The 13,186-nt window shown below is 67.3% G+C and carries 14 protein-coding genes; 9 read left to right on the plus strand and 5 right to left on the minus strand.

Annotated elements, in window-relative coordinates; genetic code table 11:
* Positions 1-4 precede the first annotated feature (4 nt).
* The 4 genes from ACWFRF_RS08225 to ACWFRF_RS08240 form a co-directional block, all read right to left on the minus strand.
* Positions 5-787 (minus strand): ABC transporter permease, encoded by a 783-nt coding sequence (locus tag ACWFRF_RS08225; protein WP_452449294.1) that lies wholly within the window; start codon positions 785-787, stop codon positions 5-7.
* Positions 784-1,716 (minus strand): ABC transporter ATP-binding protein, encoded by a 933-nt coding sequence (locus tag ACWFRF_RS08230; protein WP_378989105.1) that lies wholly within the window; start codon positions 1,714-1,716, stop codon positions 784-786. Before ACWFRF_RS08230 ends, ACWFRF_RS08225 begins: the two co-directional genes overlap by 4 nt.
* A 73-nt stretch (positions 1,717-1,789) precedes the next feature.
* Positions 1,790-3,508, minus strand: coding sequence for a polyprenol phosphomannose-dependent alpha 1,6 mannosyltransferase MptB (gene mptB, locus ACWFRF_RS08235; protein ID WP_452449295.1), 1,719 nt, complete (start codon positions 3,506-3,508; stop codon positions 1,790-1,792).
* Positions 3,509-3,587: 79 nt separating this feature from the next.
* Positions 3,588-4,547 carry a rhomboid family intramembrane serine protease gene (locus ACWFRF_RS08240; RefSeq protein ID WP_452449296.1) on the minus strand — a complete coding sequence of 320 codons (960 nt, stop codon included), beginning with the start codon at positions 4,545-4,547 and terminating at the stop codon, positions 3,588-3,590.
* 316 nt (positions 4,548-4,863) lie between these two features.
* Between ACWFRF_RS08240 and ACWFRF_RS08245 the strand changes: the two genes are divergently transcribed.
* The 9 genes from ACWFRF_RS08245 (at position 4,864) to ACWFRF_RS08285 (ending at position 12,449) form a co-directional block, all read left to right on the plus strand.
* Positions 4,864-5,658 (plus strand): helix-turn-helix transcriptional regulator, encoded by a 795-nt coding sequence (locus ACWFRF_RS08245; protein ID WP_452449297.1) that lies wholly within the window; start codon positions 4,864-4,866, stop codon positions 5,656-5,658.
* Complete coding sequence (gene sufB, locus ACWFRF_RS08250; protein ID WP_452449298.1) at positions 5,655-7,091, plus strand: Fe-S cluster assembly protein SufB; 1,437 nt, start codon at positions 5,655-5,657, stop codon at positions 7,089-7,091. Before ACWFRF_RS08245 ends, sufB begins: the two co-directional genes overlap by 4 nt.
* The gene (sufD, locus tag ACWFRF_RS08255; RefSeq protein ID WP_452449299.1) at positions 7,091-8,269 is read left to right on the plus strand and encodes a Fe-S cluster assembly protein SufD; all 1,179 of its coding nucleotides are present in this window, start codon (positions 7,091-7,093) and stop codon (positions 8,267-8,269) included. The genes sufB and sufD overlap by 1 nt, the downstream gene beginning before the upstream one ends.
* A gap of 32 nt (positions 8,270-8,301) precedes the next feature.
* Positions 8,302-9,069, plus strand: a complete 768-nt coding sequence (sufC, locus tag ACWFRF_RS08260) for a Fe-S cluster assembly ATPase SufC (RefSeq protein WP_379316869.1) — start codon at positions 8,302-8,304, stop codon at positions 9,067-9,069.
* Between the two features lies 1 nt (position 9,070).
* A complete protein-coding gene (locus tag ACWFRF_RS08265) occupies positions 9,071-10,324 on the plus strand; it encodes a cysteine desulfurase (protein ID WP_452449300.1) in 1,254 nt (417 codons plus the stop codon).
* 3 nt (positions 10,325-10,327) lie between these two features.
* A complete protein-coding gene (sufU, locus tag ACWFRF_RS08270) occupies positions 10,328-10,810 on the plus strand; it encodes a Fe-S cluster assembly sulfur transfer protein SufU (protein WP_452449301.1) in 483 nt (160 codons plus the stop codon).
* Positions 10,807-11,214 (plus strand): metal-sulfur cluster assembly factor, encoded by a 408-nt coding sequence (locus ACWFRF_RS08275; RefSeq protein ID WP_378989111.1) that lies wholly within the window; start codon positions 10,807-10,809, stop codon positions 11,212-11,214. The genes sufU and ACWFRF_RS08275 overlap by 4 nt, the downstream gene beginning before the upstream one ends.
* Positions 11,215-11,384: 170 nt before the next feature.
* Entirely contained in the window at positions 11,385-11,816 is a 432-nt protein-coding gene (locus ACWFRF_RS08280) for a DUF4189 domain-containing protein (RefSeq protein ID WP_378989112.1), read from the plus strand.
* A 204-nt stretch (positions 11,817-12,020) separates the two neighbouring features.
* On the plus strand, positions 12,021-12,449 hold the full coding sequence (locus ACWFRF_RS08285; RefSeq protein ID WP_452449302.1) for a DUF4189 domain-containing protein: 429 nt from the start codon (positions 12,021-12,023) through the stop codon (positions 12,447-12,449).
* A gap of 61 nt (positions 12,450-12,510) precedes the next feature.
* Here the strand turns inward: ACWFRF_RS08285 and ACWFRF_RS08290 are convergent, their stop codons facing one another.
* Complete coding sequence (locus ACWFRF_RS08290) at positions 12,511-13,134, minus strand: TetR/AcrR family transcriptional regulator (protein ID WP_378989114.1); 624 nt, start codon at positions 13,132-13,134, stop codon at positions 12,511-12,513.
* Positions 13,135-13,186: the final 52 nt, after the last annotated feature.

Raw genomic sequence — 13,186 nt, forward strand, 5'->3', positions numbered from 1 at the left:
CACGTCAGTGGAACCGGAACAGCCGGGTCGCCAGCCATCCGCACACCACGCCCCACGCCGCGAGCACCGCCACTGCGAACCAGTCGATCGACCCCGTCAGCGCCGTGTCCAGCGCGAAAGCCAGCGCCCCGGACGGGATGAGCCGCGCGATCACGGTCAGGGCGGTGGGCAGGGTGTCGCCGACGAGGACCAGGCTGGCGATGCCGAGCATGATGAACCACAGGATATTGGCCAGCGCCAGCACGACCTCGGCCTTGAGCGTCCCGCCCAGCAGCAAGCCCATCGCCGCGAAGGTGGCCGTGCCGAGGGCGATCACCAACGCGCCGAGGGCGAGTCCGCCGATCCCGGGCCGCCAGCCCAGCGCCACACCGATCGCGCCGAGCAGCATCGCCTGCAGCACCACCACGATGAGCACGGCGGCGCACTTGCCGGCGATCACGCCCCAGCGGGGCAGCGGTGTCGCGCCGAGCCGTTTGAGGGCGCCGTAGCGGCGGTCGAAGCCGACCGCGATGGCCTGGCCGGTGAACGCGGTCGACATCACCGCGGTCATCATCACCATCGGCACGATCCGGTCGACCCGGTGCTCGCCCAGGTCGCCGAACGGCAGCAGGGTGAGCCCGACGAGCAGGGTGATCGGGATGAACATGGTGAGCAGCAGCTGTTCGCCGTTGCGCAACAACAGTTTCAGCTCGAGCCCGGTCTGCGCGGTGAGCATCGTCGCGCGCGAGGCCGGCCGCGGATCGGGGGTGAAGGTGCCGGGCAGGAAATGGCTGGTGGTCTCGCTCATCCGCGCAGGTCCCGTCCGGTCAGTTCGAGGAAGACGTCTTCGAGGCGACGCTGGTCGATGCGGATGTCGGTGGCCAGCACGTCCATCCTGGCGCACCAGGCGGTGACGGTGGCCAGCACCTGCGGGTTGATCTCGCCCTCGACGAGGTAGGTGCCCGGTGTGGTCTCGCGCGGCGAGAAGCCTTCCGGGAGAGCCGAGGTGAGCAGGTTCAGATCGAGTTTCGGTGGGGCGCAGAATCTCAGCTGGCCCGCCGCGCCGTGGGCGGTGACCTCGGCGGGCGTGCCCTGGGCGACGATCTGCCCGTGATCGATGATGACGAGCTGGTCGGCGAGCTGCTCGGCCTCGTCCATCATGTGCGTGGTGAGCACGACGCTCACGCCGTCGCGGCGCAGGGCGTCGATGAGTTCCCAGACGATCAGCCGAGCCTGCGCGTCCAGACCGGCGGTGGGTTCGTCGAGGAACACGATCTCGGGCTTGCCGACCAGCGCGCACGCGAGCGCCAGACGCTGCTGCTGACCACCCGACAGGCGGCGATAGGGAGTGCGGCGATTGTCGCGCAGGCCCAGCGTCGACAGCAGCCAGTCGGGATCGATCGGATCGGCGGAGTAGGACGCGACCAGGTCGAGCATCTCGCCCGCGCGGGCGCCGGGGTAGGCGCCGCCGCCCTGCAGCATCACGCCGATGCGCGGACGCAACTGCTCGGAGTCGGCGATCGGGTCCAGGCCGAGGACGCGGACCGTGCCCGCGTCCGGGCGCACGAAGCCCTCGCACATCTCGACGGTGGTGGTCTTGCCCGCGCCGTTGGGCCCCAGCAGCGCGAACACCTGGGCGGGCTCTACATCGAACCGGAGACCGTCTACCGCTGTGGTCTCGCCATAGCGCTTGACCACACCGTCGACGCTAACGGCGGGTCCAAGGCGTGTTGTCACAACTGCGCCTCGCTGACGCTCGGCTCCGTCGCGCCAAAAGGTGCTGTGCCCTTGGTTCGCTCGCTGCGCTCCCTCACGTTGTCACACGGTAAGCCGTGCCCTCCTGTGACGGAGCCGACACCCCCGGCTGCGCCCGCCACGGCAGCGTGTGCCGGGTGAGCGCGAAGAACAACGCGAAGCACACCACGGCGGCGAGCGCGGCGCCGATGATCTGGAAGACCTGGAATTCCGCACCACGCGGCATCACCAGCATAGAGACCACCGCCGAGAAGGCGACGGCGGGCACGCGGAACACCGGCTGGGTGGCCCAGGCCGCCAGCGGCACGATCGCCCAGAGCAGGTACCAGGGCTGGACCACCGGGAACAGCAGCACAATGGCCGCGAGTGAGACGCCGAGCGCGCCGACGGGATGGAGCCGGCCCATACCGGTGGCGACGAGCATGCGGACTGTCACGTAGCCCGCGACCACCGCGGCGATGGGCCGGGTGATCGACAGCAGCGCGGTGGTGTGGTCGCCCAACCCGAGCAGCACACCGCCGAAACCGGTGACGATCCCGATGATGGTCGGCAGCGACATCCAGCTCCGGACGGCATTGGCGACGCTGAGGGTATTGACCCAGCCGAAGCCGAGCCCGCTGGCGAAACCGATGAGAAGCGTTGTCGCCACGGCGATGACGCCCAGCAGAGCCGCGGCCTTGACGACGGCGGTGAGCGTGCCGCCCCAGCGTCTGGCCAGTGCCATGCCGACGAAGCCGAGCGCGATGATGGAGGTGAGCTTGATCGACGACGAGAGCGTGATCACCACCGCGCCACCGATCAGCAGCCCGTAGGCCCGGGCGTCGAAGGGTGGCAGATTCATGGCCGTCAGCCGGTCGGGTCTGCCTCCTTCGCCGTAGATCGCGCGCAGCATGAGCTCCACCCCGGCCAGCATCAGCCCGAGCATCAGCGCGTCGTTGTGCACGCCGCCGACCAGGTGGAACAGCACCAGCGGATTGGCCGCGCCGAGCCACAACGCACTCACCGGCGCCACCCCGCAGCGCACCGACAACCGCGGCAGCGCCCACACGATCAGCGCCACTCCGGCCAGCGCCAGCAACCGGTGTACCCATACTCCGGCGATGATGTTGTCCCCGGTGAGCTCCGCGATACCGCGACCGATCCAGAGGAACAGCGGACCGTACGGCGCGGGCGTATCGCGCCAGATCGTCGGCACATTGTTGGTGAGCACATTGTCGATTCCGAGCCCGGCGACGGGGCCTTCGGAATAGGGGTCGATGCCGCGGGCGGCGATCTCGCTCTGTGCCAGATAGGAATAGACATCGTTGCTGAACATCGGCGGCGCCACGGACAGCGGAATGATCCACAGCAGCAGCGTGCGGTCCAGTTGCGAGCGGCTCAGCCGGTGCAGTGGCGAACCCGCGAGTCCGCCGATCGCGAAGCGTCCGAGCAGCAACCACGCACCGATCACCAGCGCGGTGCCGAACATGCACATCGCCAGCGATCCGGTGTGCGCTCGCGCGAAGATGCCGAGCACCCGCACACCCGAGACCGGATTCTGGTGCACGGGTTGGGCGCCGATGCCCAGCGCCGCGATCGCCATCAGTACCGCGCCGGTCGCGCCCATCAGCCGGATCCGGTCCAGTTGCGCGCGTTCGCTCTTGTCGAGCCCGGGGACCTCGGTCTCGTCGCGATGCAGCACCGCGACGGTGTGATCGGGCGCCGACACGTCGAGCCCGAGAGCTCGCCGCCCGACCGCCAGTGTCTTGCGCGCCGCGCCCTCCAGTACCGCCACGAAGTCAGAGCCTAGTGTGCGGGGACCCGACAGGGTTCGTCAGTCGTTCACGCACCGGGGGTGCGCCGGTCGCGGCGGACTACCTGGGTGCTTCGACGGGGGTCGGCGCGGTCACGGCCGGTGGTCCGACGAAGGCCGGGTCCGCGCGCAACGAGAGCGCGGCGGCGACGATCACGCCCACGCAGATCAGCGCTACCGCACCGAGCGCGGCCCAGCCGATGCGCTGCGCGGATCGCTGATCGCGGGCCGACAGCCAGCCGGGTACGAACAGGATGCCGAGCGCGCTCAACGTGCCCGCGGCCAGACCGCCGAGGTGACCCCACAGCGAGATTCCCGGGATCGAGAAGCTGATCAGCACGTTCACGCCGATGACCACCAGCATCGGGGTCGGGCTCTGCCGCAACCGGATCAGTGTCACCGTGACAGCGCCGAACAGGCCGTACACCGCACCGGAGGCGCCGGCCGTCGCCGTCACCGAATCCGACAGCGCCATCACCGCCGCCGACCCACCCAGCAGCGAGACCAGATAGACGCAGCCGTACCTGATCCTGCCCAGCACCTGCTCGAGGTCGCGCCCCACGACATACAGGGCGAACATGTTGACCAGCAGATGGATCGCGCCGTAATGCAGGAACCCCGACCCGAGCAGCCGCCACCACTCGCCGTCGGCAACCAGCAGCGGCACCAGGACGAACTCCCGGAACACCGACGACCCGCGGTAGTTGTACATCGGGCTACCGGCCTGCGCCGCGGTGAGCACATAGACCAGCACATTGACCGCGATCAACCCGTAGGTCACGTATGGAACCGCGCCGCCCTCGCGCGCGCCGCCGACGGTCCGCACCGGTCGCACGTCCTGCTGCCCCTGCCGGACACAGTCCACGCAGTGCTGCCCGACCGCCGCCGGACGCAGGCAGTCCGGACAGGCGGGCCGCCCGCATCGCGTACACGCGAGTCCGGTAGGCCGATCAGGATGACGGACACACGTGGGTGTGAGCGGGTTCGACACCCTGCCATCGTGCCAGACCGCCCCCTGCACACGCCGGGTTCGCCGCCGCGCACCCGGACCGTCGCTCGCCGCGTTGTGGTGCGAATATCTCCTGCGAGCAACGCCGTGCGAGCGTGCCGGGCGGACCGTTCGGCACCGGGTGCGGTGTTGCTGGGCGCCGGGTGGTCGCGGTTGCCGACCTGTGCGATGGGTCACCCGGCCGAGCGGCCGGGATCGGTCCGCAGGGGCCGCACCTGGGGTTTTATCGGGCGGGGGAGCGCCCCGATGATCTTCATCGCAGGTCAGGGCACCCTTTGTCAGGTGACCCTTATTAGATTTAGGGAAGCAATTCCGCCACACTGGTGTTGTGAAAACCGTGGGTTTGCGGACAGACGTGGAAAGTGACGGTCGTAAGACGACCGGCGCTCGGTCGTCGGCTGTCCCCGCGGCGACCGCGCACGAAGGGCAGACCAGGGCGGCCATCGTCCAGTTGCTGCTCGAGCAGGGGCCGATCACCGCGACGGCGATCGGCACCGAACTCGGTCTCGCGCCCGCCGGGGTGCGCAGGCACCTCGACGCGCTCATCGACGCGGGCCAGGCTCGGGCGAGCCGCTCGGCGCCGTGGCAGCAGAAGGGGCGCGGTCGGCCGGCCAAGCAATACCAGCTCACCGCGGCGGGCCGGGGCAATCTCGGCCACGCCTACGACGATCTGGCCGGGGCGGCGATTCGCCAGCTCGGCGAGATCGGTGGTGACGCCGCGATCGCCGAATTCGCGCGCAAGCGGGTTCGCGTGATCGTCGACGGCATCGAACCCGTCGCCGACCACACCGCACCGGTGATCGAGGCCAAGGTCGAGGAGATCGCGGAAGCGTTCGCCGACGCCGGTTTCGCCGCCACCACCCGTCAGGTCGGCGCCGGTGTGCAGATCTGTCAGCACCACTGCCCGGTGGCCCATGTCGCCGAGGAGTTCCCGCAGTTGTGCGCGGCCGAATTGGACGCTTTCCGCGACCTGCTCGGTACCCACGTGCAGCGCCTTGCGACGATCGCCAACGGCGATTGCGCCTGCACCACCCACGTACCGCTGGTCGCGGTGCCGAAGATCCCATCCGCCGCACAGCCCGCGGCGGGACGAACGAACGACTCCGGAAGGAGTGCCGAATGACGACCTCGACCGACCAGGTGCAACCGCTCACCCAGGACGAAACCATCGCCTCGCTGGGCACCTACGGTTACGGCTGGTCCGACTCCGATGTGGCAGGCGCCAGTGCTCAACGTGGCCTGTCGGAGGCTGTCGTTCGCGACATCTCGGCCAAGAAGAGCGAAGAGGAGTGGATGCTCGACGTGCGCCTCAAGGCGCTGCGTATCTTCGACCGCAAGCCCATGCCGAACTGGGGTTCCAACCTCGACGGCATCGACTTCGACAACATCAAGTACTTCGTGCGCTCGAGCGAGAAGCAGGCCGAGAGCTGGGAAGACCTGCCCGAGGACATCAAGAACACCTACGACAAGCTGGGCATCCCGGAAGCGGAGAAGCAGCGTCTGGTCTCCGGTGTCGCCGCGCAGTACGAGTCCGAGGTCGTCTACCACTCCATCCGCGAGGACCTGGAGAAGCAGGGCGTCATCTTCCTCGACACCGACACGGCGTTGAAGGAGCACCCGGAGATCTTCCACAAGTACTTCGGTTCGGTGATCCCCGCCGGTGACAACAAGTTCTCCGCGCTCAACACCGCCGTCTGGTCGGGTGGCTCGTTCATCTACGTGCCGCCGGGCGTGCACGTCGACATCCCGCTGCAGGCCTACTTCCGGATCAACACCGAGAACATGGGCCAGTTCGAGCGGACGCTGATCATCGTCGACGAGGACGCCTACGTCCACTACGTCGAGGGTTGTACAGCACCGATCTACAAGTCCGACTCGCTGCACTCCGCGGTCGTCGAGATCATCGTGAAGAAGGGCGGCCGCTGCCGCTACACGACCATCCAGAACTGGTCGAACAACGTGTTCAACCTGGTCACCAAGCGGGCCAAGGCCGAAGCCGGCGCCACCATGGAGTGGGTCGACGGCAACATCGGCTCCAAGGTGACCATGAAGTACCCGGCGGTCTGGATGACCGGCGAGCACGCGCACGGCGAGGTGCTCTCGGTCGCGTTCGCGGGCCCCGGCCAGCACCAGGACACCGGCGCCAAGATGCTGCACCTGGCCCCGCACACCTCCTCGACCATCGTGTCGAAGTCGGTGGCGCGTGGTGGCGGTCGCGCGTCGTACCGCGGTCTGGTCCAGATCAACAAGGGCGCCAACGGTTCCAAGTCGACCGTGAAGTGTGACGCGCTGCTGGTCGACACGATCAGCCGCTCCGACACCTACCCCTACGTCGACATCCGCGAGGACGACGTGACGATGGGTCACGAGGCGACCGTCTCCAAGGTCTCCGAGGAGCAGCTGTTCTACCTGATGAGCCGCGGCCTCACCGAGGACGAGGCGATGGCGATGATCGTGCGCGGCTTCGTGGAGCCGATCGCCAAGGAATTGCCGATGGAGTACGCATTGGAACTGAACCGGCTCATCGAGCTGCAGATGGAAGGGGCCGTGGGCTGATGTCGACGCTCGAGACGCCGATCCAGAATCCTGGCGCGGGCGCCGCGGTCAACAAGGGCGAGGTCTTCACCTCGTTCGACGTGAACGCATTCGAGGTCCCGTCGGGTCGCGACGAGGCGTGGCGGTTCACCCCGCTGCGCCGTCTGCGCGGCCTGCACGACGGCACCGCTGTCGCCGACGGTCAGGCTACCGTCGAGGTGAGTGAAGTCGCCGGTGTCACGGTGGAAACGGTGGGCCGCACCGACTCTCGTCTCGGCCAGGCCGGTACTCCCGCTGATCGTGTTGCCGCCCAGGCCTATTCGGGTTTCTCCGAGGCGACCGTGATCACCGTCGGCCCGGAAACCGAAGTGTCGGACCCGGTCACCGTCACCATCACCGGTCCCGGTGAGGGCAAGACCGCCTACGGTCACCTGCAGGTGCGCCTGGACAACTTCGCCGTCGCCACCGTGGTCATCGACCAGCGCGGCGGCGGAACCTACGCCGAGAACGTCGAATTCGTGCTCGGTGACAGCGCCAAGCTCACCGTCGTCGCGGTCCAGGAATGGGACGAAGACGCCGTGCACGTCACCGCGCATCACCTGAAGCTGGGCCGTGACGCGAACCTGCGCCACGTGTCGGCGACCCTCGGTGGCGACCTGGTTCGCCTGTCGGGCACCGTGCGCTACGCCGGTCCCGGTGGCGAGGCCGAGCTGTTCGGCCTGTACTTCGCCGATGCCGGTCAGCACTTCGAGCAGCGACTGCTGGTCGATCACGCCGAGCCCAACTGCAAGTCCAATGTGCTGTACAAGGGTGCGCTGCAGGGTGATCCGGCCTCGCCCAAGGGTGACGCTCGCACGGTCTGGATCGGCGACGTGCTGATCCGCGCGGCCGCCGAGGGCACCGACACCTACGAGGCGAACCGCAACCTGGTGCTCACCGACGGCGCGCGCGCCGACTCGGTGCCGAACCTGGAGATCGAGACCGGCGAGATCGCCGGTGCCGGACACGCGAGTGCCACCGGCCGTTTCGACGACGAGCAGCTGTTCTACCTGCGCGCTCGCGGCATTCCCGAAGACGTCGCCCGCCGCCTGGTGGTGCGTGGCTTCTTCTTCGAGATCATCCAGAAGGTCACGGTCCCCGAGGTCCGGGAGCGGCTCGAGGCGGCCATCGAGGCCGAACTCGCCACTGTCGGTATCTGACTCACCTACTTCCCACGAAGGACTTCAATTCGATGACAACTTTGGAAATCAAGGACCTGCACGCCGAGATCACCACCCCCGAGGGTGAGTCGAAGCAGATCCTCAACGGCGTCGACCTGACGGTGAAGTCCGGCGAGACGCACGCCATCATGGGCCCCAACGGCTCGGGCAAGTCCACGCTGTCCTACGTGATCGCGGGCCACCCGAAGTACACCGTCACCCAGGGCACCATCACCCTCGACGGCGAGAACGTTCTCGACATGTCGGTCGACGAGCGCGCCCGCGCGGGCCTGTTCCTGGCCATGCAGTACCCCGTCGAGGTCCCCGGCGTCTCGATGTCGAACTTCCTGCGCACCGCCGCCACCGCCGTGCGCGGCGAGGCCCCCAAGCTGCGCACCTGGGTCAAGGAGGTGAAGGAGTCGATGAAGGAACTCGACATCGACTCGGCCTTCGCCGACCGCTCGGTGAACGAAGGCTTCTCCGGTGGCGAGAAGAAGCGTCACGAGGTCCTGCAGCTGGGCCTGCTCAAGCCGAAGATCGCGATCCTCGACGAGACCGACTCGGGTCTGGATGTCGACGCGCTGCGCATCGTCTCCGAGGGCGTCAACCGCTACAAGGAGCGCGAAGAGGGCGGCGTGCTGCTGATCACGCACTACACCCGCATCCTGCGCTACATCAAGCCCGACTTCGTGCACGTGTTCGTCAACGGCAAGATCGTCGCCGAAGGTGGCTCCGAGCTGGCCGAGGAACTCGACGCGAACGGCTACGAGCGCTTCACGTCCGCGACCGCTGGAGCCTGACATGACCGCGACGGTGCCAGCCCTCGACGTGGCCCGGATCCGGGCCGACTTCCCCATCCTGCACCGCACGGTGCGGGACGGGAAACCGTTGGTGTACCTGGACTCCGGTGCCACCTCGCAGCGTCCGCTGCAGGTGCTGGACGCCGAGCGCGAGTTCCTGCTCACCCGGAATTCGGCGGTGCACCGCGGTGCCCACCAGCTGGCGGAGGAGGCGACCGACTCCTACGAGGAGGCGCGCGCCGACATCGCCCGCTTCGTCGGCGCCGACACCGGCGAGATCGTGTTCACCAAGAACGCGACCGAGTCGCTGAACCTGGTGGCCAACGCGTTCGGTGACGACCGGTTCCCCTACAAGGTGGGCCCCGGCGACGAGATCGTCATCACCGAGCTCGAACACCACGCGAATCTCGTTCCGTGGCAGGAGCTCGCGCGTCGGACCGGTGCCACCGTGAAGTGGTACGGCATCACCGATGACGGCCGCATCGACCTGGATTCGCTCGAACTGTCTTCCGCGACAAAGGTTCTCGCGTTCAGCCATCAGTCGAACGTGACCGGCGCGGTGGCTCCGGTGGACGAATTGGTCCGCCGGGCAAAGGCAGTCGGCGCGCTCGTCGTGCTCGACGCCTGCCAGTCGGTGCCGCACATGGCGGTGGACTTCCACGAGCTCGGGGTCGATTTCGCCGCGTTCTCCGGCCACAAGATGCTCGGCCCCATGGGTGTCGGCGGACTGTACGGCCGACGCGCGCTGCTCGAGGAGACGCCGCCGTTCATCACCGGTGGGTCGATGATCGAGACCGTCACCATGGAGAAGACCACCTACGCGCCGCCGCCGCAGCGCTTCGAGGCGGGCACGCCGATGACCTCGCAGGTCGTCGGATTGGCCGCCGCGGTGCGCTATCTCGAGGACCTCGGCATGGACGCGGTCGCCGCGCACGAGCACGGCCTCACCGGTGCCGCGCTCGACGGTCTGTCCGGGATCGAGGGCGTGCGCATCGTCGGGCCGATCGAGAACGTGGACCGCGGTGGCGCGGTGTCGTTCGTGGTCGACGGGATCCACGCCCACGATGTGGGCCAGATCCTCGACGACCAGGGTGTGGCCATCCGGGTCGGGCACCACTGCGCCTGGCCGCTGCACCGCAAGTTCGGTGTCGCCGCCACCGCGCGTGCCTCGTTCGCGGTCTACAACACCCTCGATGAGGTCGACGCGCTGGTTGCGGCCGTGCGGAAGGCCAAGACCTTCTTCGGAGTTGCCTAGATCATGCGTATGGAACAGATGTACCAGGAAGTGATCCTGGACCACTACAAGCACCCGCACCACCGCGGGCTGCGGGAACCGTTCGGTGCGCAGGTGCACCACGTGAACCCGACCTGCGGTGACGAAGTGACGATGCGCGTGCAGATCGACGTCGCCGGTGAGGTCGCCGACGTCTCCTACGACGGCCAGGGCTGCTCGATCAGCCAGGCCGCCACCTCGATCCTCACCGATCAGGTGATCGGGCTGCCGGTGCAGCAGGCGCTGAAGGTGGTCGACTCGTTCAGCGAGATGATCTCCAGCCGCGGCACCGTCGAAGGCGACGAGGACATGATCGGCGACGGCATCGCCCTCGCCGGTGTGAGCAAGTACCCGGCGCGGGTCAAGTGCGCGCTGCTCGGGTGGATGGCGTTCAAAGACGCTGTCGTGCAGATCAGTTCGGCCGAGGAAACCAAGGCACCGATGGGAAATGGGGAGTCTGCCACATGAGTGAGAGCACCGATACCGCACAGACCCCGGACGTCGCGCAGGCAGTCGAGGTCGACAAACCCGCCGAAGTCGAGTTGACGGCCGAACAGATTCAGCACCTCGAGGACCTAGAGGAGGCGATGCGTGACGTCGTCGACCCCGAACTCGGCATCAATGTCGTCGACCTCGGCCTGGTCTACGGCCTGTCGGTCGACGGGGAGAACGTCTGCACCCTCGACATGACGCTCACCTCGGCGGCCTGTCCGCTGACCGACGTCATCGAGGACCAGTCCCGCAACGCCCTGGTGCGCAGCGGTATGGTCGAGGATCTGAAGATCAACTGGGTCTGGATGCCCCCGTGGGGCCCGGACAAGATCACCGACGACGGCCGCGAACAGCTGCGCGCCCTCGGCTTCACGGTGTAGCACTACGCTTTTCGGGCCCGGATCCTGGCTGGATCCGGGCCCTTTTTGCGGTTATGTGTCGACCGGTCTCGGTGTGATGATTCCCGTTCTGGTTGGTTGTCACCGGGCGATCAGTGATGATCTTGAAGGTTCTGGGCTAGCCGGAACAGTGTCAAGAGGAGATCTTTCGAATGAGTTTCATGAGTAAGGCCGGCCTCGCCGTGGCGGCGCTCGGCCTTGCGGCCGGCGCGGTGCTGGGCGCCGGTTCGGCGAATGCCGTCGGCCCCGACCAGTGGGGCGCGATGGCCGCGGACGGCGACTGGGCGAACTACGGTCGTTCGGTCGGCTATCCCACGCGCGCTGAGGCCGAGGCTGCCGCACTGGAACAGTGCGCCGCGGATGGTTGCCTGGTGGAGGCCGTGTGGGTCAACGGCTGCGCGGCCCTGGTGGAGAACGATGACTTCATCGCCTGGGGCAAGGGCCCGACCCGCGCCGACGCGGAGCGGGAGGCCTACCTCGCGTTGACCGAGGGCACTCCGCAGAGCCTGCTCGTCAACGTTGGTTCATCGCAGCTGGCCGGCGGTCATGTGATCGAAACGGTCTGTACCGCCAACGCGAGCTGATCGTCACGGTGATTGTCGAGCCCGGACCGCGCAACGGTCCGGGCTTGCATCGTCTTCGCCCCGGACACGGAGCACGCGGGCCCGGATTCATGTGCTGACGGCCCGGATGTGAAATTTCACCGTGCGGTTGGCTATCAACGGTTGTTCGATGATGATCTTGAAGGTTCCGGACTTCCGGGACAGTTTCAAGAGGAGATCTTTCGAATGAGTTTCATGGGTAAGGCCGGCTTCGCCGTGGCGGCGCTCGGTCTTGCGGCCGGGTCGGTCCTGGGTGCCGGTTCGGCGACCGCGTCGGGTAACCAGTGGGCGTCGATCGCGGTGAGCAAAGGTGAACTGATCTACGGCACCAGTGCCGACGAAGCTGATGCGCCGTCGGCCGAAGCTGTTGCGCTGGCTGATTGCCACTACGCCGACTGCGAGGTCCTCGTCACCTGGGCCAACGGTTGCGGCGCGCTCGTACAGAGCGATGACGCCTTCGCATGGGCGATCGGCGCCAATCGGGCAGAGGCTGAGCGTGTCGCGTACGAGCAGCTGTCGACGGTGACGCCCACCGCGATCCTGGCCAACACCGGTTCGGCGAACCTCAGTGGCGCCAAGATCGTCGACGTCATCTGCACGGCGAACGCGCGCTGACCATCACGGAGCGAACGGGCCCGGATCCTCACCCAGGATCCGGGCCCTGTGCTGTTGTGTACTAAGCGTTTTCGACTACGGCAACCGAGTCGATCCAGGCGCTGATCATGTCGGCGGTCCCGGCGATGATGGCGTCGAGCTCGGCGTCGTCGAGTTCGACCGAACGCAACGCGGTGGCGAAGCCCGCGTTGAGTACGACGAAGGCCATCACGTCGATGTCGACGTGCTTGATCGGGCCCATGAACTGGATGATGTAGAGCTTGATGAGCATCCGCAGCCGGGGTTCGAATTCGGGGATACCGCTGCCGTAGAACTGCAGATCGGCGACCAGGGCACGGACGAGCGGCCCGTTCGCGACGAGGATGTCGACGGCGGAGCGGATCAGACCTATCACGGCATCGCGGGGGGACTGGCCGGAACTGGCGGTGAGCAGCTGGCTGTAGCGCTCTTCTACCTGCAGAAACAGGCTGTCGTTGAGCTCTTTGACGATCTCGTCGCGGTCGTTGAAATAGCGGTACAGCGTGCCGATGCTCATGCCCGCTTCGGTCGCGATCCGGTTGGTCGAGGTATTGCCGATACCGCGGGTGCCGAAAAGATGAGCGGCCACCGTGAGAATGCGTGCTCTCGTCTCCTTCGCCCGGTCCTGCTTGGGGCGTTTGCGCTGCTTATCGGCTTGCGGGGGCATCTATTGACCTCGGCAGAAAGAAGAGTAGAAGGTGAGCGGTTGCTCACCCTAC

The sequence above is a fragment of the Nocardia sp. NPDC055165 genome (assembly GCF_053606985.1).